Origin of the sequence: uncultured Eudoraea sp. (assembly GCF_947260015.1) — a bacterium.
Lineage (GTDB): Bacteria > Bacteroidota > Bacteroidia > Flavobacteriales > Flavobacteriaceae > Eudoraea.
On record NZ_CAMYOM010000002.1, the window covers coordinates 75,148 to 98,678 of the forward strand.

Here is a 23,531-nt window from a genome sequence, read left to right on the forward strand (position 1 = left end):
ATAACTATTGCTTATAAACTTTTTAAAATGAATAGATTTTTACTTCTTGCTATCTTACTTCTCATAGTTTTGCCTCTATACTGCCAGGCACCACTTTTTACTGCGCAAGACACCCTTAGGGGAAGTATTACTGCTGAAAGGGCATGGTGGGATTTGAATTATTACGACCTCGACATTGAAGTTAATACGGAGGAGAAATCTATTTCAGGAATCAATACCATCAGATACAAAGTATTGAGTGAAAATCAGGTTATTCAAATAGACCTGCAATCCCCGCTAGTTATAACAAAAATAACTCAGGACGGTAATGATCTTATTTTTAATTCCATAGGCAATGCACATTGGGTAACTCTTTTAAAACCACAGAAAACAGGAGAATATAATGAACTAATTGTGTCCTATTCCGGTAGTCCGCAAGAAGCTATTAATGCCCCATGGGATGGAGGGTTCTCCTGGAGTACAGATCAAAATGGCAAACCATTTGTAGCTACTTCCTGTCAGGGTCTGGGCGCTAGTGTCTGGTGGCCCAACAAAGATCACATGTATGATGAAGTGGATAGTATGGCCATAAGCGTAACTGTGCCCAAAGATCTTATGAATATTTCCAATGGCCGATTAAGAGAAATTGAAGAAGGTGAGAATTCTAATACTTACCATTGGTTTGTAGCCAATCCTATTAATAATTACGGGGTAAACGTAAACATAGGCGATTATGTCTATTTTGGAGAAACTTATAATGGAGAAAATGGACCGTTGAGCATGGATTATTATGTGTTAAGAGATAACCTGGTTAGAGCCGAAAAACAATTTAAACAAGCAGGCTTGATGATGGAAGCCTTTGAATATTGGTTTGGCCCCTACCCTTTCTATGAAGATGGATATAAATTGGTAGAAGTCCCTTATCTGGGGATGGAACACCAGAGCTCGGTAACCTATGGAAATAAGTACCAGAATGGATATCTTGGAACTGACCTTTCGGGGAGTGGCTGGGGATTAAAATTCGATTTTATTATTATTCATGAATCCGGTCATGAATGGTTCGCCAATAATATTACCTATAAAGATATTGCGGATATGTGGATTCATGAAAGTTTTACGGCCTATTCCGAAAATCTCTATCTGGATTATTATTTTGGTCCTGAAGCTTCAGCAGAATATGTTATTGGGACCCGAAGCAGAATTCGGAACGACAGGCCTATTATTGGGGTATATGGAGTTAATTATAAAGGATCTGGGGATATGTATTACAAAGGAGCAAATATGCTACATACACTTCGGCAACTCCTGGAAGACGATGAAAAATGGAGGCAAATTCTGCGTGGATTAAATAAAGAATTCTATCATCAAACCGTCACAACACAACAAATTGAAAATTACCTCAGCGAACAAACAAAAATAGATCTCACTGCATTTTTCAATCAATATTTACGTACAACGAAAATTCCGGTTTTGGAATTCAGCCTTAAGGATAACAAAATTAGATTCAGGTATACAAATGTTGTAAAGGACTTTGATATGCCCGTAAGAATCAAAGTTAACGATCGGGAGCAATGGATTTTTCCCAAGGCTGATTGGAAAACCGAAAACTTGAATTCTAAGGGCGCAACTCAAGTTCTGGTAGATGAGAATTTTTATATTTTGGTAAAAAAACTATCTGATTAAATCCTTTGAAATCTATATAAAAAAACAGAGTTAAGAATATACCATCCGAGGCCCTTAAACATATTTCAAAATCCAGCCCGGACTTAAAAAATCTGTCCTCCAATGACTAAATAAACGGTCTTTATCTCCTTCAAATCGATGTTTCCAGTGCCAACCAAGCTTGTTTTGAGGAAATCATTAACAAACTCCTTCCATCAACTAGATATACTTTAGGTTAAATATTAGTAGATTTAACGCTATTTTTGTCATATTGCCTTTACTTCATATTAAGCCAGCGTGCAATCGTTATTAATATCTACAGAGGTAGCAGGCATAATTACAATGTCCAAATTACCCAAAGAACATCAATTTATAGACCTTTCAGACTATGGCAGGCCCATTGCACGGGTCATAGCAAATTCTTTAAAAAATACCGCTTTTACTCCCATCCATCTAACTATCGGATTTGTAATTTCGGGTCTTCTTGCAATCCTATGTATTCTTAATCATCATTACTGGGCCACTGCATTCTTTCTAATATTAAAATCAATTTTAGATGCGGCTGATGGAGAATTAGCCCGAATTAAAAATCAGCCCTCTTATACAGGAAGGTATTTAGATTCTGTTTCAGATATAATCCTTAATCTAATGATCCTGATTACAATTTGGTATGTTACTGACGGATCGATAGCGTATACCATCCTGGCTTTTATTGGACTTCAGCTACAGGGAACACTTTATAATTACTATTATGTTATTCTGAGGAAAAAGTACAATGGTGATACTACCAGCAGGATCTTTGAGGACAAAGCACCAAAAGCCATGAAAGGGGAGAAACAGGGCACCGTTAATTTCCTTTTTGGACTTTACAGCATCTTATATGGACTATTTGATAGGATAATTTATGGATTAGACCGTAGGGCTGTGGCAAGTCAAAATCTTCCGAACTGGTTTATGACAGCTGTTTCTACTTTTGGACTTGGATTTCAACTTTTAATAATAGGTATTATGCTTATATGTAATCTGGAATCCTATATAATTCCGTTTTTCATTGGTTATTCCCTATTCATTTTTTTATTTATTTTAATTCGAAGGATACTAAATCGGTAATTATCTTTATTTTCAACACTCAATCTTCATTAATACAGCCGTAGATGAAAAAGTTGTTTATTCTATTATTTTTTACTGTAGCGACTAATCAAGCTCAGGAAACAGGAGAAGATAAATTAGGTGCATGGTATATGTATTTTGGTGCCAATAAAGTTTCAGAGCGATTTAGCATTCATTCGGAAGCTCAGTTCAGATATTATGAAACAACAAGTAATTTCAATCAATTGCTACTTAGAATTGGCCTCAACTACCATATTAGTTCTGAAGCGATTGCTACTTTTGGTTATGGCTACATTGAAACCAATACTAGTTTTGAAGACATCCCTAACGAAAATAAGTTGCTGGAAAATAGAATTTTTGAACAATTTATTCTCAAAAACAAAGTTTGGAAACTATTATTTGAACATAGGTTTCGCTTCGAACAACGCTTTTTGAATTCAGGGACGTCTTCTGACACCCAGCATAGAGCGAGGTATAGATTACAAATCACACTTCCACTTAGCAATACTTTTTTCCTCAACTTCTACGATGAGATTTTTTTGAATCTTCAGGATGACATTTTTGCACAGAACAGACTATATGCGGCTCTGGGGATAAATATTGTTAAAAATTTAAGTTTGCAGTTAGGGTATTTGAAAAACCACTTTAATACTGCTAATTTCGATCGCTTGCAGTTTGGCGTTTTTTACAACCCGGATTTAAGCCGAAAAAAGATTGAAGTAAAATAACCCATTCTTACTATGGCGTCATTGGTATAGTTACATTCCAAAAACAAAAACAACTTACAGTTATGGAATATCCATAATGAAGGCCTAAGACCTAAACTTAAGAATATTCAAATTGCTCGACCTTAATGAGTTATTGCGATATTTTACATAAACTAATCCAATAATTGCAATTTCAATCTGTAAGAAAGTTTAGTACCTTTCATTCGACTATCAATTAATTAAAAAGCAATATGAGCCTACAAAAAATAAGTTTTCATAATAAGTCGGGTCAGAAATTGGTGGGAAGATTAGAGTTACCTGCAAATCGACTACCACATAATTATGTGCTATTTGCCCACTGTTTTACTTGTAACAAAAACCTGTTAGCGATAAAAAATATAAGTAAATCACTTACTTCCAGTGGTTTTGGTGTTTTACGTTTTGATTTCACTGGTCTGGGCGAAAGTGAGGGAGACTTTGCAGACACTAATTTCTCAGGGAATGTCGAAGATATGATAGCTGCAGCAGAATATCTGGGTAGCAATCATAAAGCACCAAGCCTTTTAATAGGACATTCTCTTGGGGGAGCAGCAGTGCTCCTGGCGGCATCAGAAATAGCTTCGGTAAAGGCAATAGCAACCATTGCAGCACCTTCCAATCCTGTTCATGTAAAACATTTACTCAAGAGTAATATTGAAGAAATAAACTTAAAAGGGAAGGCCCGGGTTAATTTAGGCGGACGAGATTTTACTATTAAAAAACAATTTCTGGAAGATTTGGAAAACAGGACTCTTCCACATACAGTTAAAGAATTACGCAAACCAATTTTGATTTTGCATTCACCACAAGATCAAACTGTTGCTATTAAAAATGCAGAAGAAATTTATATTGCCGCACATCACCCAAAAAGCTTTATTTCTTTAGATGGAGCTGATCACCTCCTTTCAGATAAAAAAGATTCATCCTATGCAGGTAAAGTAATATCGGGTTGGGCACAGCGTTACCTCGAAATTCCAAAGGATAAAAACATAAATACCGAACACCAGGTAGTAGCCAGCCTGGACGCGGATGAAGGATTTTCTACATCAATGAAAGTAGGGAATCATTACATGATAGCTGATGAACCGGAAGAATTTGGTGGTAATGATTTTGGCCCTTCACCGTATGAGTTAGTTTCTGCAGGTTTGTCGGCTTGCACGGCAATGACTATTCATATGTATGTTAAACGAAAAGGATGGGGCCTCAAAAATGTGGAAGTGCACACCTCATATAGCAAATCACATGCAGAGGACTGCCTGGATTGTGAGTCTCCCGGGGCCAAAATAGATACTTTTCACAGGGAACTAAAACTAACTGGTAATATTGATGATAAACAGACTCAGCGTATCCTGGAAATAGCAAATAAATGTCCGGTTCACAAAACCCTGCATAGTGAGACACAGGTGATCACTAAGATAATTGACTAAAATAAGTAATCGTTTTTTAAAGATTTTCCCATGGTAAAAAGAAGCGTTATCAATGATCCAAGGAGAAAAAAAAGGATGATCCACGCATTGAAGAATCCAATTGCCAGTGTAGTAACCTTAATTAAAAGAAAGCAATCCGGAGGTTTTATTCAAATCATTATATGTATTGTTTTGACTTACCAGTGAATATTCCGTAACTTCCGTATGTAACATAAAACGAAAAACAAATGAAGAAAATACGCATACTCGCACTAAGTATGGTTCTTGTACTTGCATATAATTGTAAAGATGGTAAAAAGACTGAAAAAGAGGGTGATGCTGCTACGGACGTGCAGGCAGAAAAAATTATAGAGGAAATAGATGTAAAGGTTATAAAATTTTCCATGGAACCTAAGAGTGACAGTAATGTTCAGGGTGAAGTGGTATTCACAGAAGAAAACGGAATGGTAAGGATGAAAGCAACATTAAGTGGACTTAGTCCAGGAGAACACGCCATTCATATTCATGAAAAGGCAGATTGTTCTTCTGATGATGGCAAGTCTTCCGGTGGGCATTGGAACCCTACGCATGAGCCGCATGGCAAATGGGGCGTAACTGAGGGGTATCATAAAGGTGATATTGGTAATTTTACTGCAGATGCAGATGGCAATGGTGTTGTTGAATTTAGCACTGATCAATGGTGTATAGGTTGCGAAGATGCAAATATGAACATATTGGGTAAAGCCGTAATTGTACATCAGGGAGTTGATGACTTTACGTCTCAACCAAGTGGTGCAGCAGGCGCCAGAGTAAGTTGTACCGGAATTATTGAATAGAAAACCTGTAATGCAATTAAAAAATGGCTGCTAAATTAGCAGCCATTTTTAGTTTTAAGAGGTCTATCCGTTTATGGTTTTTTCAGTAAAAGTCGAGCAGTATTGGCAGTCATAAATTAATAAATTTTGACTTCCTAATACTTTTAAAATTTGAATTATTAATGATTCAATTATCTACCCTGATTTTTTCTCAAGGAATAATGGGCTTTAAAAACTTTAAACAAAAGAAATGACATCACTATAAACCAAACGGAAAAAATAAAGTATTCCATAACGAGGTTGATTTGGGTTAAATTCTCGAAAACGTACTAATAAATAAATTCAGATTTCTGTAATACTTGGGGCATTGCAGAAATGCTCTGATAGCATTTAAACGTTAAACATAGGCATTTCATCTATAATTTCCTAAAAAAAAGTTAAAAAAAACCAAAATATTAAATACTTTCAACTCTGATTAATTTCAATTTTTCAAATCCTTTTGCCATAGACAAAAAAATAAAATTAACTTGTGAACTGTTATCCCCGCACTATTTCCCTTTTTAATAATATGGGCAATAAAGGGAATGTCCTATATTTTGTTTTACTTTGAATTTTTAAAAGACTAAACCAATGAACCCATCTGCATCCGGTTGGATTGACAAATTCGGGTACGATGTAAAAGATAATCTTGAAGCTTTTGTTGATTTCAGGGATCTTTACGGGGGACTTAAAACGTCCGGTTTTGTCTATGGTCTAAATATCAAGATTCCGCGTTTTATTAGTCCTGAGCATACTTTGTCTGAGGATGAAAAGGCAAAGATTAACCTGCTTACTGCCTTATTCTTTACTTTTAAATTAGAACATAACAACTCAAATTTTGACGATTTTCTAAAAAAAATATTTCAATTTTATAAGGAACTTAATATCAGTAATATTTCTTTCCTCAATAAAATCCTTACCGGTAGTAAAACCTCCAAACAACTTGAAAAACTGATTGACTCCAGGGTTTACCTGGGCGATAATGTATTTAGTAAAACCTTCAACAGAATTATTACAAACTCACTATTATTTATTGATGTTCTTACATTTAAATATTACCTGAACGGAGGCAAAAATATTAGGGAACACGCTCAAACGCTGGAATACCTGACCATAAATGTTACCTCACATGCATTAAACTCCAAAGAGAAAAACAAAACGGATGAGCGTTTAGCTCAACTTTTTGCTTCTTCAATGACTTTTATTGATGGTGAAAAACAAGAATTTGATGGTTCATACAGAGCACAATTATTGGATAACTCAGCAATCTGGGAAAATCATTATTTTCTGGATGTGGCATGTCTTACAGTTTGGGAAGATAAAACACTTGAATATCAGGAATCCGAATTTATCTTTGGTATTGGCAAAGATCTTGGTTTTGAGAGAAAAGAGATTTCCCGATCATTGGAGGAAATTACTTCCTTCTTTGAAAAAAATTCTGCAAATATTCCTTTTCTGAAAGACCCCAACATGGCAATTCAATTTTATGATAGCATGTCAAAAGTGGTCAATAAACTAATTTTAAGAAATAATAAAAGACTTCAAAAAGAATTATCAGAGAGTAAAGAATTGATGCAACTACTTTCCAAGTCCACGGTCAAGGACCTCAGTCCGGCAGAAAAGAAAAAAGTTCAAAATCAGCTTATAGATATTTTTAAAAGCATACCATCGCTGGCTATATTTTTATTGCCCGGAGGAGCAGTTTTATTACCAATTTTTATTAAATTAATCCCTAAATTACTGCCCTCTGCTTTTGATGACAACAGAGTGGATAAAAAGTCTTAAAAAGCCACAAAAAACTAACTATAAGAAAAATCTATAGTTATACTTATATACTTATATATCAGGTCTTTAATGCTTATCATTCCAACCATAACTTAAAATCTCTAACCCTTTCCCTACTAACGATTATTTCCTGCTCATTATAGTGATTTAATTTGATTATCAGGCGAGAATTGGTGTATGAAATAATGTCTTTTATATGATTGATATTGACATAGAACTTTCTGCTTACTCTAAAGAATATTTGTGGTGATAATTCATTTTCAAGGTTTTCTAATGTCGTATCCAGAAGATAGTTTCTTCCTTCTTTCGTTGCAGCATATGTACCTTTATTTTCGCTATAGAAACATTCAATTTCATCGGCATTGATAATTTTCAGATGCTGTCCAAGTCTAATAGTAAATCTTTTTTTATATTCTCTTTCAAGGGGGTTGACCAGTAACTTTTTTATATCCTCAAAATCCAGACTTATTTGATCATGATTCGGTTTCAGGTTTTGATATTTTCTAACTGCACTCTCCAACTCTTCATCGTCAATTGGTTTTAGAAGATAATCTATACTGTTAAGTTTAAATGCCTGTAATGCATATTCATCATAAGCCGTGGTAAAAATAATAGCACTATTAATCTCAACCAGATCAAAAATTTCAAAGGATAAGCCATCCGACAATTGAATATCGAGAAAAATCAAATCCGGATGCTCATTGTTCTGAAACCATTCCACAGCCTCTTCCACAGAATGAAGCATGGTAGACACATTAACATTAAGTTCAGTGAGCAACCTCGCTAGTCTCCTTGCGGCGGGTTTTTCGTCTTCAATTATCAATACATTCATGCCAATAATTTAATCAATTGCTATTGTTTTCAAAATAATCGAATACTTTACTAAAATGCTTTTACTATTTGAATTTATCAGCTTCACGTTTGTCTTTTTCAATATATTTCTGAATTTGGCGCTCTTCCCATTCTTTTCCAAATAGCGGGTTATAATTAAATACGTGCGCCCCGTGAAATGCCAGTCCTATTCCCCAGAATATCAAGGTAAAAAACGTAGGAAATTGCCAGAAACTTTCTCCTTCACCCATAGTGCTTATATAAACATTCACAAGAATAAAAGAGTTGATCACAATATAAACGGCTAAATGTATATAAAATCCTTTAATCTTTTCCACTCTTTTCTTAGCTCTTTCGAGCTTATTATTATTTTCAATATCCATTAGTATTGTATTTATTATAATTTTTTAAAAATAGTTTACTCCCATCTGTTTTTATGTTCATCTTCCCGCATGATCTCCTTTATCTTACGCTCTTCCCAGTCCTTTCCAAAAAATGGGTTTAAGTTAAATATTCCGATAGCGTGAAAAATAATACCTATTCCCCATCCGAATGCTGCCCATAAAAACCACATATAACTCCACTGATTATTCCAGTAGTTAATTAATGCCAGGAATGAGATCACCAGTACATAGGATACTAAATTTCCATAAAATTTCTTTAAGCCATCCACGCGTTCTTTTGCTCTCAGGTATTTATTTTCTTTGTTAAAATCTTCCATGATATATTTGTTAATAGTTATTTATTTTTTAGTGTGGTCCTAAAAATGGTCAACTTAGGGAATCGGTTTCAAAGAAGTTTAAAAACCTTCCTTATTTATTAATTCCTGTATTTTTCTTTGCTCCCATACCTTCCCCCACAAAGGATTAATTCCATAGGCAGCCATACCTGTAACTACCATGCCAAAGCCCCAGCCAAGAGCCGGAAAAACCGCCCAGGAAAAGCTGGTGGTCTCATAATTTATCCATATAAGAATAGGGATAACTATGCAGTATAAAATACTACTGGCATAAAACTCCTTAATAGCCTTTACCTGTTCCTTTGCCCTTAAAAAACTGGTAACTCTTCTATTGTTTTCCACGATTCCTGTTTTGTAAATGATTCTGATATTAATTACAATTCAAAATTGCGATATGTAAGACAACTTTCTAAATTTAAGTTTCTCAATCGTATTATTAAACGGATGAATTGTAATTTTAAATTGAACTAATCCCTTCCTAAAACTTATCATTATCCATTAATTCTTTTATCTTCTTTTCCTCCCAGTTCTTCCCCCATAAAGGATTATAACCATACGCCTCCATTCCGTGCATTAAAAGTCCAAAACCCCATCCCAGTGCTGGAAAGATTGCCCATGGAAAACTTGTTGACTTAAAATTTAACCAAATCAAAAAAGGGATTACAATGCAATATGCAGTAAGATTTCCATAGAATCCCTTAATTGACTCAACTCGTTCTTTAGCTTTCTGATATCTCTTATCACTGATATAGATTTGCTGAGATTCCCTCATACTAACCATCTTCGTAAGCATGGGCAATAAGATTGTAAAATCCTTCGAGGTCTTTATAATTTCAACTTCTTTGTCCGAAAGGATACTATACCGTTGTTGAATATTCCTGAGTCCTACCCCACTACTCTTCTTGACCACCTGTTTCTCTTGCAGATTATTCTGAATAACAAGTGATTCGCCGTCTTCGAAAACCTTAATATGCAAAGGTCTTGTGCTGGTAGCAACGTTGTGTTTAACCGCATTTTCCAGCAAAAGTTGCAGAGATAGCGGCACTATCTTAGCTTCGGGATTACTGCACTTTTCCGGAATATCAAAGACGATACTGTCTTCAAATCTCATTTTTAGTAATCGTATATATGTTTTTGCAAACTGAAGTTCCTCGTCAACGGTTACCAGGTCCTTGTTTTTTTGTTCCAGAACGTACCTGTATACTTTAGATAAAGAGGTAGTGAATTTTTGAGCCTGATCAGGATCCTCCTCAATTAAACTTGTAAGAACATTAAGACTATTAAATAAAAAATGAGGGTCTAGCTGATTTTTTAAAGCATCGAACTTTGCGGAAGCTGTCCCGGCAATTATCTTTTGTTCCTTGACTTTTTTATCCTGTAAAGCCCTGTAAAAGTAAAACGCATGAAAAAAGACAGTAAATACAATGGTGATTAATAGTGCTATTAGGTAATGGATAGCCCTTTCTCCAGAGAGAAATTCCTCCCAACTGGCGCCTTCGAACCCCATCCTAATCAATATTCTTATAAAAAGAATACCAAACATGGTTAGAACTATTCCACCAACGGCTCCTATAACCAGTCTGTACCTGCCATATTTTTTCCAAACAACCCGATGATTTAAATAATCAAAAAAAGAACTGTTAATAATGGTCAGTATCACTGAATAAAATAAATTATGACCTACACGTATGAAAAATTCTCTATCAAATTGAACTGAACCATTTGCAAAGAATTCAATACCAACAAAAATTACAGATAAGACCAGCCCAATAATTACGCCCACTAAAAATGTCTTAAACAGATATCTCATTATTTAAAGCCTTAATTATTTATTAACTTTCTGATTTTCACACTTATTGAGGATCATTACAGCTCTTTCTTTTCCCCAGTTGGGATAAAAAGGTCCTTCAGGTTTAAAGTTAGTAAAAAGTTCTAATGACCGCGCCACGTCTTTACAATATGGTGTGGTATCCTTTCCAAAGTATTTAGCAGAACCCATGTCCCACTCAGCCTTAGACAAAACCACTCTGGGATTATCAGGGGCCAGGGCTAATGCTTTTATATAAATAGCAGTGTTCTTTGCTGAAAGGGTCATGCCATAGGTGGCGCCATCAAAAGCTATCCAAGCTGTATGGATCAATGCCTGCTGTATCAGAATTTCCGGGTTTTCTGGCGATATGGTCTTGGCAAGATCAATAGATTCCTGAGCTTTTTCCAGCTGTTGGCTTATCTTTTCTTTATCTGTTTCGCCAAACGAGCGCAAAGTATTTAGCTGAGCAACGTAATAATATGGCAACCAATTATCCAATTCGGCGATCGCGATGCGTTCAAAAAGATTGGATGCTTCTGTTGTCTTTTCCTCTCCCCAAAGGGCAAATGCCTGTTGCATGCCTTTGGTATATTTATCCTGGCCGAATACAGATAGGCCTATAAAAAAAGATATTAGCAATAAAGTGTTTTTCATTTTTAGGAGTTTTAAAGGTTAATAGTTCAAAAATGGTCCAAAACCCGTTCCGAAATAAAAAAGACTTCCTGAACTGTAGATTTTTAATGACTAATTGTAATTTAGAGCTTCCTTTGGTGAAGAATAAGTAACGGAAGACCTATGTATATACCACAACACTATAAAAATGAAAATCTTAAAGAAGTTAAGGAATTCATTATTAATAATTCCTTTGGTATTTTAATAAATCATATGAACGGTAAACCCTGGGCCACTCATATCCCATTAGAATTAGATAAGGACGCCAATGGGAAAGACATCCTGGTAGGTCATATTGCAAAAGCTAATCCACAATGGAAATATTTTACCGAAGGCACTGAAGTACTTTGTATTTTTAACGGACCACATAGTTACGTTTCTTCATCCTGGTATGTAGAAGAAGAAGTTCCTACCTGGAATTATATTGCAGTACATGTCTACGGATTATTAAAAATTCAGGACAACAAGGCGCTGATGACTTCTCTTCATAAACTGGTAGATAAATATGAGCGAAAATCAGAAAATCCCATATCCCTGAATAATTTGTCCAAGAATACTCTCAGGCAAGTTAAAGGCGTTGTAGGTTTTGAGATTGAAATCAAGGAAATACAGGCAGCTTATAAGCTTTCACAAGGACGTGAACAGGATCATCCCAGAATAATTGAGGAGTTAGCAAAACGAGACCCCAATGGTGGACATGCCATAGTAGAAGCCATGAAAAAATCAAATAAAAAACTTAAATAAGAGAGTTTGTAGTAGAAGAATGCTACTCTTTTTAACTTTAAATGGTATGTAATCTTCCCAGCAGAAATTCCTTATATGACTTGCTTATTGGAATAACCTTCCTGTCTATCTCCAGATGACTATCGGCTACAATATCCAACTTGCATATGTTAACGATAAATGACCTGTGAACACGTATAAAACAGCTGTCTCTTAATTCATTTTCAATTGTTTTTAAAGTGCTTACAACCAAATATTTACCTATTTCGGTTATAATATTACAATAGTTTCGTTCGGCCTCAATATAAAGAATTTGGTCTAATAATACTTTAACCATTTTCCCATTATGCCTGACAAAAATCCGATCTGATAAAACCTCCAAATTATTTTGGCCCAGGTATTGTTTTAAACTTCCGTTATCCTTTATTTTCTCAACAACCAGTGAAATCGTCCGCTGAAGATTTAATTTGTTAAACGGTTTGGAAATAAAAGCATAAGGTTGCGTTTCTTTTGCCCTTGAAAAAGTGCCGTCATCATTATTGGCAGTTAAATATATTATGGGTATTTCATTTTGCAGATGAATAGCAATAGCTGCATCTATGCCATCTATAGCACCTTTAAGATTTATATCCATCAAAATGATATCAGGTTTATTTTGGTTTGCATTACTAATTGCGTCTTCACCCCGGGACACAATTCCAATGACTTCGTAACCTAACTTTGTTAATTGTAATGAAAGATTCGCTGCGATAATCATATCGTCTTCCACTATTAAAATTCTAATTAACTTATCCATATTTAAGCTGCTTTATGGTTTTGAAATTCAAAAGAAACTGCCGTTCCCTTCTTAACACTTAAGGACATTTTGCCTTCCAATTGCCTGGTAAGTAATTCAATTAATTGAGTGCCAAAGCCTGTACCCTCCATCTTATCATAGAAGTTTTTACCTATACCATTATCTGACACTTCTAAATGTAACTGATTCCCTGATTCTATAAGACTAATCTTTATAAATCCTTTACGATTATCCGGAAAAGCATATTTTAAGGCATTGGTAAACAACTCATTCACAATCAGACCAATTGGAATTGCGGTATCAACATCCAATTCCAGCTCCTTCATCTCACATTCAATATGTATTCTTTCTGATGCCCCGTAAATATCTACAATATAATCTCCCAGGCTCTTGAAATATTCCTTCATTTCTATAGATGAAAAACTTTGACCCTGATAAAGTTTTTGGTGAACCATACTCATACTATGAACCCGAAGTTGGCTTTTATGCATAGCGTCGGCCACCTTAGTATCTCCTACTTGTTCGGATTGCAGAGATAATAAACTGGATACAACTTCCAAATTATTTTTTACACGATGGTGTATTTCTTTTAGTAAAAATTCTTTTTCGTCATTTTGTTTTTTAAGCAATATGTTTTTCTTCTTATTGGTTTGTATGGTATTGTATAAAAGTATTAAAATTAAGAGCAATAGCCCTCCGATAAGAATCATTAGCGTCTGAGTTGATCTTTGCTTTTTAATTTGATTTTCTTGTACTATAATAGTACTCTCTTTTTGAGCAACGTCAAACTCTGTAAGTAATAATGAAATATGCTGATCTGCTTCTGCTGTAAATATCTCCTTTTTAAGCTTATCATATTCTGCATAGGCCTGATAGGCTTCCCGATAATTGTGATTACCGGCATAGGCCTTACCCAATGCTTCATAGGCCTGACTAAGATAAAAATCATCTCCAAAATCAGCTGTGGCAATGTCAATACTTCTCTCAAGACTCTCGATCGCCGAAATGTATTTTCCTTGTAGATTTTGTGATTTACCTATAGATAACCAGGAACGCATTAACATAAAGTTATTATCCAGCAATTGCCCATATTTTACAGCATTTTCACCTGCAAGATCTGCGGCATCAAAATCGTTAAGATAGGCCTTCAGATATACCATAGAAATATATACATCGCATAAATTATTATAAAAGCCATATCGCTCCCCAATTGCTATAGAATGTTCATAATAATTAAGAGCTTCTTCATGTTTATCCAGTGCCAGATAACAATTCCCAACTACATATAATGTAAAATCATAATCCAGGTCGTTTAATCCTCGTTCCTCAAAAAGAGTTAAGGCCTTTTGGCCATATTCCAAAGCTTTTTCATAGCGTGATTGTTTCCAGAATAAATTGCTTAAATCACTAAAAGCAACGGCCATTGCCCTTTTATCCTTTAATTGATCTGCTAATATCAGGGTTTCCATAGCAATATCGGCTGCTTTATCTAGTTTGCCCTGTCTTTCATATACATATCCCAACTGAGTATAGACCAATGGCAGGTCTTTTTCCAAAACTTTTTTCATTGCGGATTCTAAAGCAAATCTGGCACTATCCAGTTTTTCCATCCTTAAAAGAATAGCTCCCTCCGTAATTTGGAACCTTCCTTCCCATAAGGTATCTTTTTTATCACGGGTTAGTTGCAAACCTTCCTTTGTAAAATTTAAGGCTTTTATTAAATTCCTGGTATGCCAGTAATAGGCAAGGTCGTTGAGAATATTGAACCGGATTGTATCTATCTTGCTAAAGGGGTAGGAGCTCTCAAGAATGTCGAGATAGGAGATTCCAAAATTATCTGTATCAACAAATACTCTATTGTAAGAATTTTCGCTATCAAAGTTTACAATTTGGGCCTGAAGAGGTTTAGGGCTCAAAAATGAGCAAATGAAGAAAATCAATACCGTTAAAAATCGGCTTACCATGATAATTTATAAATAATCGAAGGGGGACGGTAATTTCTAAATATACAAATTTTAACATAATAATTGCTTCGCTAAGTGAAAATATACATTCGGACAGTAAATAGGGCTATTCGTCCATACCTGCTTTTATTTTTGCCATTATATATCGTCTTTAGCTAACCGCATAGGTATAATGAACGCTTATCGGGTAATCTGTGTGGAAAATTATGTCCAAATCTGTCATTCATATTTTTATTTTACTAGTTGTAATTACAGCATGCAAGACAGAGAACAAAAGTGAAGAATTGTCCATGAACGACAAGCTTTCCAATAATTTAAATGTATTTATTGATTCGTGCTGGAATGACCAAAATGTCTCCGAATTGAATGAACTAGTTTCGAAGAATTTTGTTAGAATGCTCAATGGTATCAAAGTGGCAGGGAATGAAAATGAAATGGCGGCTCATATGAATGTATTTTTTACAGGATTTCCTGACCTAAAAATTCAATATAGTGATGCGCATATTGAAGGCAATAAAATATTTATGAACTGGGAATGTACCGGAAGTAATACCGGCGTGTTTGGTGAAATGCGGGCTACGGGTAAAAAAGTTAAGATTCAGGGAATTTCCCACCTTTATTTCACGGAAGAAGGGAAATTATATAAGGAAGACGTGTATTATAACGAACTAGATCTGCTGCAACAACTGGGTTATACCCTTACATCACCTGTGCTTGAATAATTTAAATCCAATTTATTAATTAGTTTCACAAAAATTGAATCAACAATGAGAACTTTAATGACAAGAGTAACAAGTTTATTTTTACTATTAGTTACCGGGGCGATAGGACTTGCCCAGGAAAGTAATACCCAGGCATATTGGGTACATGAGGATGTAGTTAAACCCTCTAAGGTAGCCGACTACGAATCCGTTTGCAAAGAATTAACGGATAACCTAAAAAAACATGACATTCAGGAAATTAGTACCATAGTTACCAATACACAAGATGACCGGTATTTATGGGTATCGCCTATTACCAGTATGGCGGATATTGATAAACCCGTTTTTGCATCACTTAGAGAAAAAATGGGTCCGCAGACTTTTGAAAATATTTTTAATAGAATGGACGAATGTTATGATATTGAACAAGATTATATCATACATTTAGACAAGGCACTGTCGTACATGCCAGAAGGCATAACACAAACACCTGAAGGTGAAAATTATCGAAAATTCTTCTATTTTCATATAACGCCGTCAAACAGGTCTGTGGTCAAAAAGAACATGGAAGCCATAACTAATTTATTTGCTAGTAAGGGTTCTAAATTCTATTACAGGGTTTACAAAAGTGGATTCGGTACCAGGGGTGAGTTTTATATGGTAGCTGCCGCTGCAAAAAACAGTACTGACTATAGTGCTAAAGTAACCGCAAACAATGAACTTTTAGGTGATGAGTGGCCTAAATTATACAACGAACTAAGAAGTAATTTGCTGAAATTTGAAGTATTTACAGGAAGAATGAGACCGGATATGGCATATAGTCCATCCAAATAAATATTAACTATAACCCCCAATAGTCCAAAACTATTGGGGTTTTTACTATACACCAATCATTAAATTTTAAAAAATGAAAAAAATTCTATTATTGTTCTTAGCAGCAGTGTTTTTTATAAGCTGTAAAAATGTCGAACCAAAATATTTCTCTTCGTCTCCTGAAATAGATGAAGTTAAGGCTCTTGTGAAGGATTATAACGCAGGAGATTGGACCGCCTGGATGACTCATTACGCAGATACGGCAAAAATACAACATAACACACTCGAAGATTCTACACCAGCCGAATTATTAGAAGGGCTTAAAGATTTGCTTGCCGGTACATCTAGTTATGGATTTACAGACAAGGATATATTCTATGAAATGGTGATTGATGATGACAATGAAAAATGGGTAAATTTCTGGGGTACCTGGGAAGGAACCATCGCGGCCAATAACCAGAAACTTATTATACCGGTTCATCTTACTGCACAGTTTGTCGACGGTAAAATTGTGGAAGAACATGGCTACTATGATTTATCTGAATACATGGCGATCCTACTGGAAATTGAGGCAGAGATGATAGTGGAGGAAGAAGTTATGGAAGAATAATCTATAAATATAAATTAACTATAAATGAAAAAAATATTTTTGATAGGACTTGCTGCGACTCTTTTTATAGCATGTGAGCAAAAAGCTGAAAGGTACAGTACATCAGGGCCCGAGGTAGATTTAGTAAAAGGACTACTGGCCGATTACGAAAATGGGGATTGGGAAAGCTGGCAGGAAAAATACGCAGATACGGCAAAAGTTTACTACAATCAATGGGATAATTATGCGACTGTGGCTGAATCTATGGAAGGGCATAAACAGAATATTGAATTATTAAGTTCATATAAATTTGCTGATGATGTCATTTATGAAAAAATAGTAAGCGATAGTGGGAATACATGGATTAATTTCTGGGGGAAATGGGAAGGTACCCTTAAGGAAAATAATAAAGTAATTGAATTACCAGTGCATCTCTCCGTACGGGTTTTAGACGGGAAAGTGGTGCAGGAAAATGGTTTTTGGGATAACTCCATTATACAAACGGCCCTCCAGGAAATTGAGGAGATGAAAAATGCACCTGAAATTGAAAAAACCATTATGGCCAACCATGATAAAATGGTTGAAGCCTGGAACAATAATGATGCTGAAGCCTTTATGGCAATTTCAGCGGCTAATGTCATCAGGAACTCCAATGGCACACGGCAAGCCAACAATCAGTCAGAATATACAGACATGATGAAACAATTCCATATCGGTTTCCCGGATTTCAAAGTAAGTCTGGACAGTTATTTTCTTAAAGGCGGAAAGTCTTATTTAAACTGGACCTGTACTGGCACTAACACGGGGCCATTTATGGCCAATCCTCCAACCGGTAAAAAAATGGAGATCCACGGATATAGTGTTTGGGCATTTGACACCAATGGACTAGCTGTCCAAGAGGATGCCTTTTTTGACAATATGGGTATGTTAAGTCAATTAGGGTACACGCTTTCACCCCCTATGGATAAGTAGGGAACTTTAAATTAATAGAAATAATACGATTAACTTTAATCTTTAAAACAATGAGAAAATTTATTTACCTGATGTTACTTATTCCTTTTTTAGTAATATCTCAAGGCCCAGAAGAATACGTGGTAATGGAAAATGTCATGTTAACCGCTATTCCGGCAAAAACTGCGGAATTTGAAGCAGGTTTAGCTGCGCATAATAAAAAATACCATGCAGAAGGTACATATGGTGCCCGTGTTTATTGGATTTCGAATGGTAAAAATGCCGGGAAATATATTTGGGCGATGGGACCCTTACCCTGGAGCGCAATGGATAGCAGACCAGCCGTTGATGGGCATGATGAGGATTGGAGCAAAAATGTAGTTCCTTATACCACGGCTGAAAGCGACGTTACCTACTGGAGATTTCATCCGCAATTCTCCAATTTTTCCAACGATTTTGAATTAAAGTATTTATCTGTTTTCATGGTAGATTTTAAACGATTTAAATACCCCGAAATGATAAGTATTCTGGAAAGAGTTAAAAAGGTAAATACGGAAAAAAGTCCTGATGAAATCTATGGAGTTTACACTAATGAAATGCCAGATACTGAGGACGGTAGAGATATGGCTTTTGTAAATTTCTTTAGTAATTCAGGATGGATGGGTCGTGAAGACAAATTTCCTAAAAAGTTTGATGAAGTACATGGCGAAGGAAGTTTTATGAAATTCCTTCAGGACGTTGAAGCATCTACGAACGGAGATCGTTCAGAATTATGGACATTCAGGGAGGACCTAAGTGGACTGATCGGTACCGTCAATGCTCAGGATAGACAGTAATTACCGCTAATTTTAATAAATGTAGTTATAAAATGAAATAGATTTTAAACCAGCCAATGAAACAAAACCCGGTATTAACCGGGTTTTATTTGTTTATATTCTTATATTATTTTTTTCTTAATAAATAAAATTATTACTAACTTATACAGCAATAAGACAGACTAATGATACACAATAAATACTGGCAGGCCTTTTTCGCGCTATCACCCATAATTATTTTATTTATTATGATGCTGGGGTATTTTGTTTTTCTATTTTCCATATTAAGCAATATTCCCGAATTGGAGCAAGCTCATGATGGGCCACCTGAACTTATTATTGAATGGATAGGCTCTTTCTTTGTGGTGATTTTTTTAGTGATACTACTTTCTGTTGCAAGTTTGGTATTCTTTATCGTACATGCCGTTCAAAATCCGAATCTCAAGCAGGGTCATATGTTGTTATTATGGATCTTACTGTTCATTTTTGTTGGCGGCTTAGGAGAATTGATCTACTGGCTGGTGGAAATTGTAGCGAAAAGAAGCGAAAATGAGCAATTAGAATAATCTTTCCAATAGAATCCAAAAGGTCCTTTATATTAAAACCGTCCTCAGTGGGGCTGCGCTTTCGGCTCTTTATATTGATTTATTTGCTTCAAAATCTGCAACATAGGGAGGTAAATATAAGAAATCCAAAGTGACAGTTTAATATACTCTCATTAGCACCGATATTCCAACTTAAGAACAGATTGCTTATTTAAAAGACTACCCTCCATAGATTGAAGTGAACTCAAATAATCAGTTTTTAATGGATGCCCATAAAGTCTGTAATCAGTTAGATTCATAAAAAAAAACTATTTTTAATAACGAACTAATCCGATCCAAACTAAACCAATTAAAATGTCGCAAATTTCTATAAGCTCAGCCAAGCCAAGATTAACTTTTTGGCAAATCTGGAATATGAGTTTCGGTTTCCTGGGAATTCAATTCGGATTTGCATTGCAAAATGCCAACGTAAGTAGGATTTTTGAAACTTTGGGGGCATCTAAAGACGCATTGCCAATTCTATGGCTGGCAGCCCCGGTAACAGGGCTGCTTGTACAACCAATTATTGGTTATTACAGCGATAGAACCTGGCACCGTAAATGGGGAAGGCGCAGGCCTTTTTTCGCGATTGGAGCAATTCTTGCCACTATAGCTTTATTCGCAATGCCAAATTCAACTGAGCTTTGGATGGCAGTAATTATGCTGTGGCTGATGGACGCATCAATTAACATAAGTATGGAACCATTCAGGGCTTTTGTTGGTGACATGTTGCCCAATGAACAGCGGACCAGCGGATTTGCTATGCAAAGTTTTTTTATTGGTTTAGGCGCTGTAATTGCCTCTGCCCTGCCCTTTATAATGACGAATTGGTTTGGAGTAGAGAATATAGCCGCGGATGGTGGTATCCCGGATTCGGTAAAATGGTCTTTTTACATTGGGGGCATTGCCTATTTCACCGCCGTAATGTGGACGGTTTTTAACACCGAAGAATATCCACCCGATGATATTGAAAAGCTTAAAAATGAGAATGCAGAGAAAGGAGTATTCACCGGACTCAAAGAATCTTTTATGGGAATTTTTAAAATGCCCAAAACCATGGTGCAGCTGGCATTTGTACAATTTTTTTCCTGGTTTGCTTTATTTGCTATGTGGATCTATACAACATCAGCTGTGACCAGCCATATTTACGTTACATCTGATACTGCTTCTTCCTTATACAATGAGGGTGCAGATTGGGTAGGAATTTGCTTTGCTGTATACAACGGAATTGCCGCCCTGGTAGCCTTTTTATTGCCCGTGGTTGCTAAAAGAATCAGCAGGAAAATGACACATTTAATAGCCCTTGTTATTGGGGGAATTGGATTGATCTCTATTTATTTTATTTCCGATCCAAATTTATTGCTGGTATCCATGATAGGAGTTGGTATTGCCTGGGCTAGCATTTTGTCAATGCCCTATGCTATGTTATCCAGTATTTTACCGGCTAATAAGATGGGTTATTATATGGGGGTTTTTAACTTCTTTATTGTTATTCCACAAATTGTGGCGGCAGGTATCCTCGGTTTTTTATTAAAATCGTTTTTTGGAAATATTTCTATCTATGCATTGATAATTGGAGGCGTTTCAATGATCATTGCCGGCCTATTATGTGTTTTTGTCCAGGACAATGAAGTCAGTGCTGATTTAGCAAAAAAATAGTCCTGTTTTAATCTAGTTGAGGTTTTAGGCTGCTTATAGATTATCTAATTGATTGCTTTTTTTATCCTTACTAATTGTCCAAAAAAATCCGACGAAAAAGAAAGTATCTGCAGGAGGGCGTATGGCCAACCTTTCAAAAACTCCATTTGAATTAGGTGAATTAGCATATTCATAATTACTGATATTATCAAAACCTAGTACATTGCTCACGGAGAAGTAAAGGATTTTTTGCTGATCAATTAAATAGGCCCAGTTAAAACTCAGGTTGTTATAAGAACTTGTCTTTTCGGCAAGGAAATCAGGGCTATTAGGATCATCATAAGGCCGCCCGGAACCAAAGGTATAGGATAATCCAACTTGTGACCTTAGCTTATCAACCCAATATTTGGTAACTGCGGAAAAGCTGTGATTTGGAGCAAAATTAGGAGTAGCTTGTTGCGGAAAATTCAGATATTCCCTTTCTGTATTCAAATAAGAATAAGAAAGCCAGTAATCCAAATTGTTAAGACTTTTGTTATCTCTCCAGAAAATATCCAGACCCGATGCATATCCACTGCCATTATTGTTATAATTGGAATCGAATAAGGGAAGCTCGGTGTCATATTTTATTAGATTTTGATAATCTTTGTAATAAGCTTCTGCCCTAAAGGTCCTGCCATCATCTAAATATTGATAATTTAAGATGTAATGCGAGGCTTTAGCCATTTTCAATTCCTGATTATACTTCAAATAGTCAATCTGTGGATTTTGATAGAAATCGCCATAGGCCAATGAAAATTGCCCGTGATCTCCGCTCTTATATGCAAGTGAGATCCTTGGTGCTAAATTTAATTCGTTTAACGCATTTGAATGTTCGGCCCTTACACCCAGTTTCACGGCAAAGCGATTGCTTAAAAAGATATCGCCTTCAGTAAATACTGAGCTTAGATTATCATTAAAATTACTCTGAAAATCTAATCCATCTACTGGCCGAAATGAATCCGTATAGTCGGTAATGAAATATTCAATGCCAAAATTTAGATTAAAACGATTGCTAAATCCTTTTCTTATTTTAAATTTCAAATGCGCTGCAGTCTGATTTGTATGGATCTTGTCCTGAAATAATCCGATCACATTCCCATCATATGAAATACTCGCTCCAGTATTGAATGACCACTCATTAGCAAGAAATTCTTTATAACTCGCATTAAGGTAAAAATTATTGTTTTTTAGTTGATAGGGCACATATTCTTCAAAATTTATGTTCTGCTGCTCAATATCAAAATCGGCATAGGTAAAACCAGCATATAGTTTAAATAGGCTTTTTTCCTTTTTACTGCGAAAAACAGCCTCACCGGAGAAAGATTCATAAGGTGAAATCCAGCGGACACCCTGATCAGAAGGAATTAAATCCTCATAGGGTGCCAGGTTAATATAAGAAGTGTTTATACTTAGAGACTGATCACCCCATATTTCTGTATGGCCTAATCCCAGGCCTACTGTCATAGCGGAAAAATCTGTTTTTTCCAGTACTGGTTCATCTATGGTATTTAGTAATAATACGCCGGAAAGGGCCTGTCCGTATTCTGCAGAATATCCTCCTGTGCTAAATGTAATCCCTTTAAAAAGAAATGGCGAGAATCGACCTCTTGTAGGAATATTATTCGCAGTCGCATTAAATGGCTGAAATACGCGCAGTCCATCTATAAAGACCTGTGTCTCATAAGCTTCTCCTCCTCGTACAAATAATCTGCCATCTTCATTTACGGTTGTCGTCCCGGGCAAGGTTTGTATGGCAGCAACAACATCTCCTAATGCCCCGGCCGTGGTAACAATGTCTAAAGGTTTAAGAACAGATGCCTTTGAATTGCTTCCGGCTTCAAAAGTTCCTGCTGTAAGGGTAACTCCGGTTAAAGAATTAACCGCTTCATTGAGAATTATTTTTTGATCCGATAAAAAAGATACATCAGCTGCTTCCATGTGAGTTTCATAACCCATCATGGATATAATAAGCAACCTTGAACCGCTCTCAGAAGTTTTAAAGGTAAAGCTACCGGATGAATCGGTGGAACTACCATCATAAGTTCCTTCCAGGTAAACGTTAGCACCACTGATGGCATTATTATCCTTATCCATCACCGATCCGGAAATAGTTGTTTGCCCGCAAAGGGACATCGAAAAGAACAAAAAGGAAATTATATATACGAACCACTTCATACCAAAAACTCTTATTTGTTATTGATGCAAAAATGGAATGCATTTTAACCATAGCATAAATTAGCTTACCCAACTGTCCTTTGTTTAAGATGAATTGAGGCTCTAAAATATAAACACAATTCAATCCTTATTTTCTACGGTTGGGT

23 protein-coding genes are annotated in these 23,531 nt (G+C 35.8%); 14 read left to right on the top strand and 9 right to left on the bottom strand.

Translation table 11 applies throughout. The annotated features are described in order from the left end of the window. The first annotated feature begins 27 nt into the window (after positions 1 to 27). From Q0X66_RS01680 to Q0X66_RS01705, 6 genes are all read left to right on the top strand, one after another. Entirely contained in the window at positions 28 to 1,662 is a 1,635-nt protein-coding gene (locus tag Q0X66_RS01680; protein WP_297702747.1) for a M1 family metallopeptidase, read from the top strand. A 321-nt stretch (positions 1,663 to 1,983) separates the two neighbouring features. Then, positions 1,984 to 2,751 carry a CDP-alcohol phosphatidyltransferase family protein gene (locus Q0X66_RS01685; protein WP_297702834.1) on the top strand — a complete coding sequence of 256 codons (768 nt, stop codon included), beginning with the start codon at positions 1,984 to 1,986 and terminating at the stop codon, positions 2,749 to 2,751. A 44-nt stretch (positions 2,752 to 2,795) separates the two neighbouring features. Next, positions 2,796 to 3,479, top strand: coding sequence for a DUF2490 domain-containing protein (locus tag Q0X66_RS01690; RefSeq protein ID WP_297702748.1), 684 nt, complete (start codon positions 2,796 to 2,798; stop codon positions 3,477 to 3,479). 230 nt (positions 3,480 to 3,709) lie between these two features. Beyond that, positions 3,710 to 4,924, top strand: a complete 1,215-nt coding sequence (locus tag Q0X66_RS01695) for a bifunctional alpha/beta hydrolase/OsmC family protein (RefSeq protein ID WP_297702749.1) — start codon at positions 3,710 to 3,712, stop codon at positions 4,922 to 4,924. 227 nt (positions 4,925 to 5,151) lie between these two features. Further along, on the top strand, positions 5,152 to 5,739 hold the full coding sequence (locus Q0X66_RS01700; RefSeq protein ID WP_297702750.1) for a superoxide dismutase family protein: 588 nt from the start codon (positions 5,152 to 5,154) through the stop codon (positions 5,737 to 5,739). A 609-nt stretch (positions 5,740 to 6,348) separates the two neighbouring features. Then, on the top strand, positions 6,349 to 7,542 hold the full coding sequence (locus Q0X66_RS01705) for an LETM1-related biofilm-associated protein (protein ID WP_297702751.1): 1,194 nt from the start codon (positions 6,349 to 6,351) through the stop codon (positions 7,540 to 7,542). A 76-nt stretch (positions 7,543 to 7,618) separates the two neighbouring features. Here the strand turns inward: Q0X66_RS01705 and Q0X66_RS01710 are convergent, their stop codons facing one another. The 6 genes from Q0X66_RS01710 to Q0X66_RS01735 all read right to left on the bottom strand — a co-directional run bounded on the left by Q0X66_RS01710 (position 7,619) and on the right by Q0X66_RS01735 (position 11,576). Then, the gene (locus tag Q0X66_RS01710) at positions 7,619 to 8,374 is read right to left on the bottom strand and encodes a LytTR family DNA-binding domain-containing protein (RefSeq protein WP_297702752.1); all 756 of its coding nucleotides are present in this window, start codon (positions 8,372 to 8,374) and stop codon (positions 7,619 to 7,621) included. 64 nt (positions 8,375 to 8,438) lie between these two features. Next, positions 8,439 to 8,756 (bottom strand): 2TM domain-containing protein, encoded by a 318-nt coding sequence (locus tag Q0X66_RS01715; RefSeq protein WP_297702753.1) that lies wholly within the window; start codon positions 8,754 to 8,756, stop codon positions 8,439 to 8,441. A 35-nt stretch (positions 8,757 to 8,791) separates the two neighbouring features. Further along, complete coding sequence (locus Q0X66_RS01720; RefSeq protein WP_297702754.1) at positions 8,792 to 9,094, bottom strand: 2TM domain-containing protein; 303 nt, start codon at positions 9,092 to 9,094, stop codon at positions 8,792 to 8,794. Positions 9,095 to 9,172: 78 nt separating this feature from the next. Beyond that, complete coding sequence (locus Q0X66_RS01725; RefSeq protein ID WP_297702755.1) at positions 9,173 to 9,454, bottom strand: 2TM domain-containing protein; 282 nt, start codon at positions 9,452 to 9,454, stop codon at positions 9,173 to 9,175. Positions 9,455 to 9,590: 136 nt separating this feature from the next. After that, positions 9,591 to 10,922 (bottom strand): 2TM domain-containing protein, encoded by a 1,332-nt coding sequence (locus tag Q0X66_RS01730; RefSeq protein WP_297702756.1) that lies wholly within the window; start codon positions 10,920 to 10,922, stop codon positions 9,591 to 9,593. Positions 10,923 to 10,937: 15 nt separating this feature from the next. Next, positions 10,938 to 11,576: a hypothetical protein gene (locus tag Q0X66_RS01735; RefSeq protein ID WP_297702757.1), complete on the bottom strand. Its 639-nt coding sequence runs from the start codon at positions 11,574 to 11,576 to the stop codon at positions 10,938 to 10,940. A gap of 141 nt (positions 11,577 to 11,717) precedes the next feature. Between Q0X66_RS01735 and Q0X66_RS01740 the strand changes: the two genes are divergently transcribed. After that, positions 11,718 to 12,338, top strand: coding sequence for an FMN-binding negative transcriptional regulator (locus tag Q0X66_RS01740; protein WP_297702758.1), 621 nt, complete (start codon positions 11,718 to 11,720; stop codon positions 12,336 to 12,338). 37 nt (positions 12,339 to 12,375) lie between these two features. On the opposite strand, the gene Q0X66_RS01745 is transcribed toward Q0X66_RS01740, so the two are convergent. Further along, positions 12,376 to 13,113 (bottom strand): response regulator, encoded by a 738-nt coding sequence (locus Q0X66_RS01745; protein WP_297702759.1) that lies wholly within the window; start codon positions 13,111 to 13,113, stop codon positions 12,376 to 12,378. Between the two features lie 2 nt (positions 13,114 to 13,115). Then, positions 13,116 to 15,029, bottom strand: coding sequence for a histidine kinase dimerization/phosphoacceptor domain -containing protein (locus Q0X66_RS01750; RefSeq protein WP_297702760.1), 1,914 nt, complete (start codon positions 15,027 to 15,029; stop codon positions 13,116 to 13,118). A gap of 254 nt (positions 15,030 to 15,283) precedes the next feature. On the opposite strand from Q0X66_RS01750, the gene Q0X66_RS01755 reads away from it, so the two are divergent. From Q0X66_RS01755 to Q0X66_RS01785, 7 genes are all read left to right on the top strand, one after another. Continuing rightward, positions 15,284 to 15,799, top strand: coding sequence for an ester cyclase (locus tag Q0X66_RS01755; protein WP_297702761.1), 516 nt, complete (start codon positions 15,284 to 15,286; stop codon positions 15,797 to 15,799). Positions 15,800 to 15,856: 57 nt separating this feature from the next. After that, positions 15,857 to 16,612: a hypothetical protein gene (locus Q0X66_RS01760; protein ID WP_297702762.1), complete on the top strand. Its 756-nt coding sequence runs from the start codon at positions 15,857 to 15,859 to the stop codon at positions 16,610 to 16,612. Positions 16,613 to 16,685: 73 nt separating this feature from the next. Beyond that, positions 16,686 to 17,201 carry a nuclear transport factor 2 family protein gene (locus Q0X66_RS01765; RefSeq protein WP_297702763.1) on the top strand — a complete coding sequence of 172 codons (516 nt, stop codon included), beginning with the start codon at positions 16,686 to 16,688 and terminating at the stop codon, positions 17,199 to 17,201. Positions 17,202 to 17,225: 24 nt separating this feature from the next. After that, complete coding sequence (locus Q0X66_RS01770) at positions 17,226 to 18,152, top strand: ester cyclase (protein ID WP_297702764.1); 927 nt, start codon at positions 17,226 to 17,228, stop codon at positions 18,150 to 18,152. A gap of 50 nt (positions 18,153 to 18,202) precedes the next feature. Then, positions 18,203 to 18,967 carry a hypothetical protein gene (locus Q0X66_RS01775; protein ID WP_297702765.1) on the top strand — a complete coding sequence of 255 codons (765 nt, stop codon included), beginning with the start codon at positions 18,203 to 18,205 and terminating at the stop codon, positions 18,965 to 18,967. 164 nt (positions 18,968 to 19,131) lie between these two features. Continuing rightward, on the top strand, positions 19,132 to 19,512 hold the full coding sequence (locus tag Q0X66_RS01780) for a hypothetical protein (RefSeq protein ID WP_297702766.1): 381 nt from the start codon (positions 19,132 to 19,134) through the stop codon (positions 19,510 to 19,512). Between the two features lie 393 nt (positions 19,513 to 19,905). Beyond that, positions 19,906 to 21,189, top strand: coding sequence for an MFS transporter (locus Q0X66_RS01785; protein ID WP_297702835.1), 1,284 nt, complete (start codon positions 19,906 to 19,908; stop codon positions 21,187 to 21,189). Positions 21,190 to 21,222: 33 nt separating this feature from the next. On the opposite strand, the gene Q0X66_RS01790 is transcribed toward Q0X66_RS01785, so the two are convergent. Continuing rightward, positions 21,223 to 23,385 (bottom strand): TonB-dependent receptor, encoded by a 2,163-nt coding sequence (locus Q0X66_RS01790; protein WP_297702767.1) that lies wholly within the window; start codon positions 23,383 to 23,385, stop codon positions 21,223 to 21,225. Between the last annotated feature and the right edge of the window lie 146 nt (positions 23,386 to 23,531).

Bases quoted from the DNA above. Each gene is read 5' to 3' on its own strand.
- Q0X66_RS01680 (WP_297702747.1), top strand. From the start codon at position 28: ATGAATAGATTTTTACTTCTTGCTATCTTACTTCTCATAGTTTTGCCT.
- Q0X66_RS01685 (WP_297702834.1), top strand. From the start codon at position 1,984: ATGTCCAAATTACCCAAAGAACATCAATTTATAGACCTTTCAGACTAT.
- Q0X66_RS01690 (WP_297702748.1), top strand. From the start codon at position 2,796: ATGAAAAAGTTGTTTATTCTATTATTTTTTACTGTAGCGACTAATCAA.
- Q0X66_RS01695 (WP_297702749.1), top strand. From the start codon at position 3,710: ATGAGCCTACAAAAAATAAGTTTTCATAATAAGTCGGGTCAGAAATTG.
- Q0X66_RS01700 (WP_297702750.1), top strand. From the start codon at position 5,152: ATGAAGAAAATACGCATACTCGCACTAAGTATGGTTCTTGTACTTGCA.
- Q0X66_RS01705 (WP_297702751.1), top strand. From the start codon at position 6,349: ATGAACCCATCTGCATCCGGTTGGATTGACAAATTCGGGTACGATGTA.
- Q0X66_RS01710 (WP_297702752.1), bottom strand. From the start codon at position 8,374: ATGAATGTATTGATAATTGAAGACGAAAAACCCGCCGCAAGGAGACTA.
- Q0X66_RS01715 (WP_297702753.1), bottom strand. From the start codon at position 8,756: ATGGATATTGAAAATAATAATAAGCTCGAAAGAGCTAAGAAAAGAGTG.
- Q0X66_RS01720 (WP_297702754.1), bottom strand. From the start codon at position 9,094: ATGGAAGATTTTAACAAAGAAAATAAATACCTGAGAGCAAAAGAACGC.
- Q0X66_RS01730 (WP_297702756.1), bottom strand. From the start codon at position 10,922: ATGAGATATCTGTTTAAGACATTTTTAGTGGGCGTAATTATTGGGCTG.
- Q0X66_RS01735 (WP_297702757.1), bottom strand. From the start codon at position 11,576: ATGAAAAACACTTTATTGCTAATATCTTTTTTTATAGGCCTATCTGTA.
- Q0X66_RS01740 (WP_297702758.1), top strand. From the start codon at position 11,718: ATGTATATACCACAACACTATAAAAATGAAAATCTTAAAGAAGTTAAG.
- Q0X66_RS01745 (WP_297702759.1), bottom strand. From the start codon at position 13,113: ATGGATAAGTTAATTAGAATTTTAATAGTGGAAGACGATATGATTATC.
- Q0X66_RS01755 (WP_297702761.1), top strand. From the start codon at position 15,284: ATGTCCAAATCTGTCATTCATATTTTTATTTTACTAGTTGTAATTACA.
- Q0X66_RS01760 (WP_297702762.1), top strand. From the start codon at position 15,857: ATGACAAGAGTAACAAGTTTATTTTTACTATTAGTTACCGGGGCGATA.
- Q0X66_RS01765 (WP_297702763.1), top strand. From the start codon at position 16,686: ATGAAAAAAATTCTATTATTGTTCTTAGCAGCAGTGTTTTTTATAAGC.
- Q0X66_RS01770 (WP_297702764.1), top strand. From the start codon at position 17,226: ATGAAAAAAATATTTTTGATAGGACTTGCTGCGACTCTTTTTATAGCA.
- Q0X66_RS01775 (WP_297702765.1), top strand. From the start codon at position 18,203: ATGAGAAAATTTATTTACCTGATGTTACTTATTCCTTTTTTAGTAATA.
- Q0X66_RS01780 (WP_297702766.1), top strand. From the start codon at position 19,132: ATGATACACAATAAATACTGGCAGGCCTTTTTCGCGCTATCACCCATA.
- Q0X66_RS01785 (WP_297702835.1), top strand. From the start codon at position 19,906: ATGAGTTTCGGTTTCCTGGGAATTCAATTCGGATTTGCATTGCAAAAT.
- Q0X66_RS01790 (WP_297702767.1), bottom strand. From the start codon at position 23,385: ATGAAGTGGTTCGTATATATAATTTCCTTTTTGTTCTTTTCGATGTCC.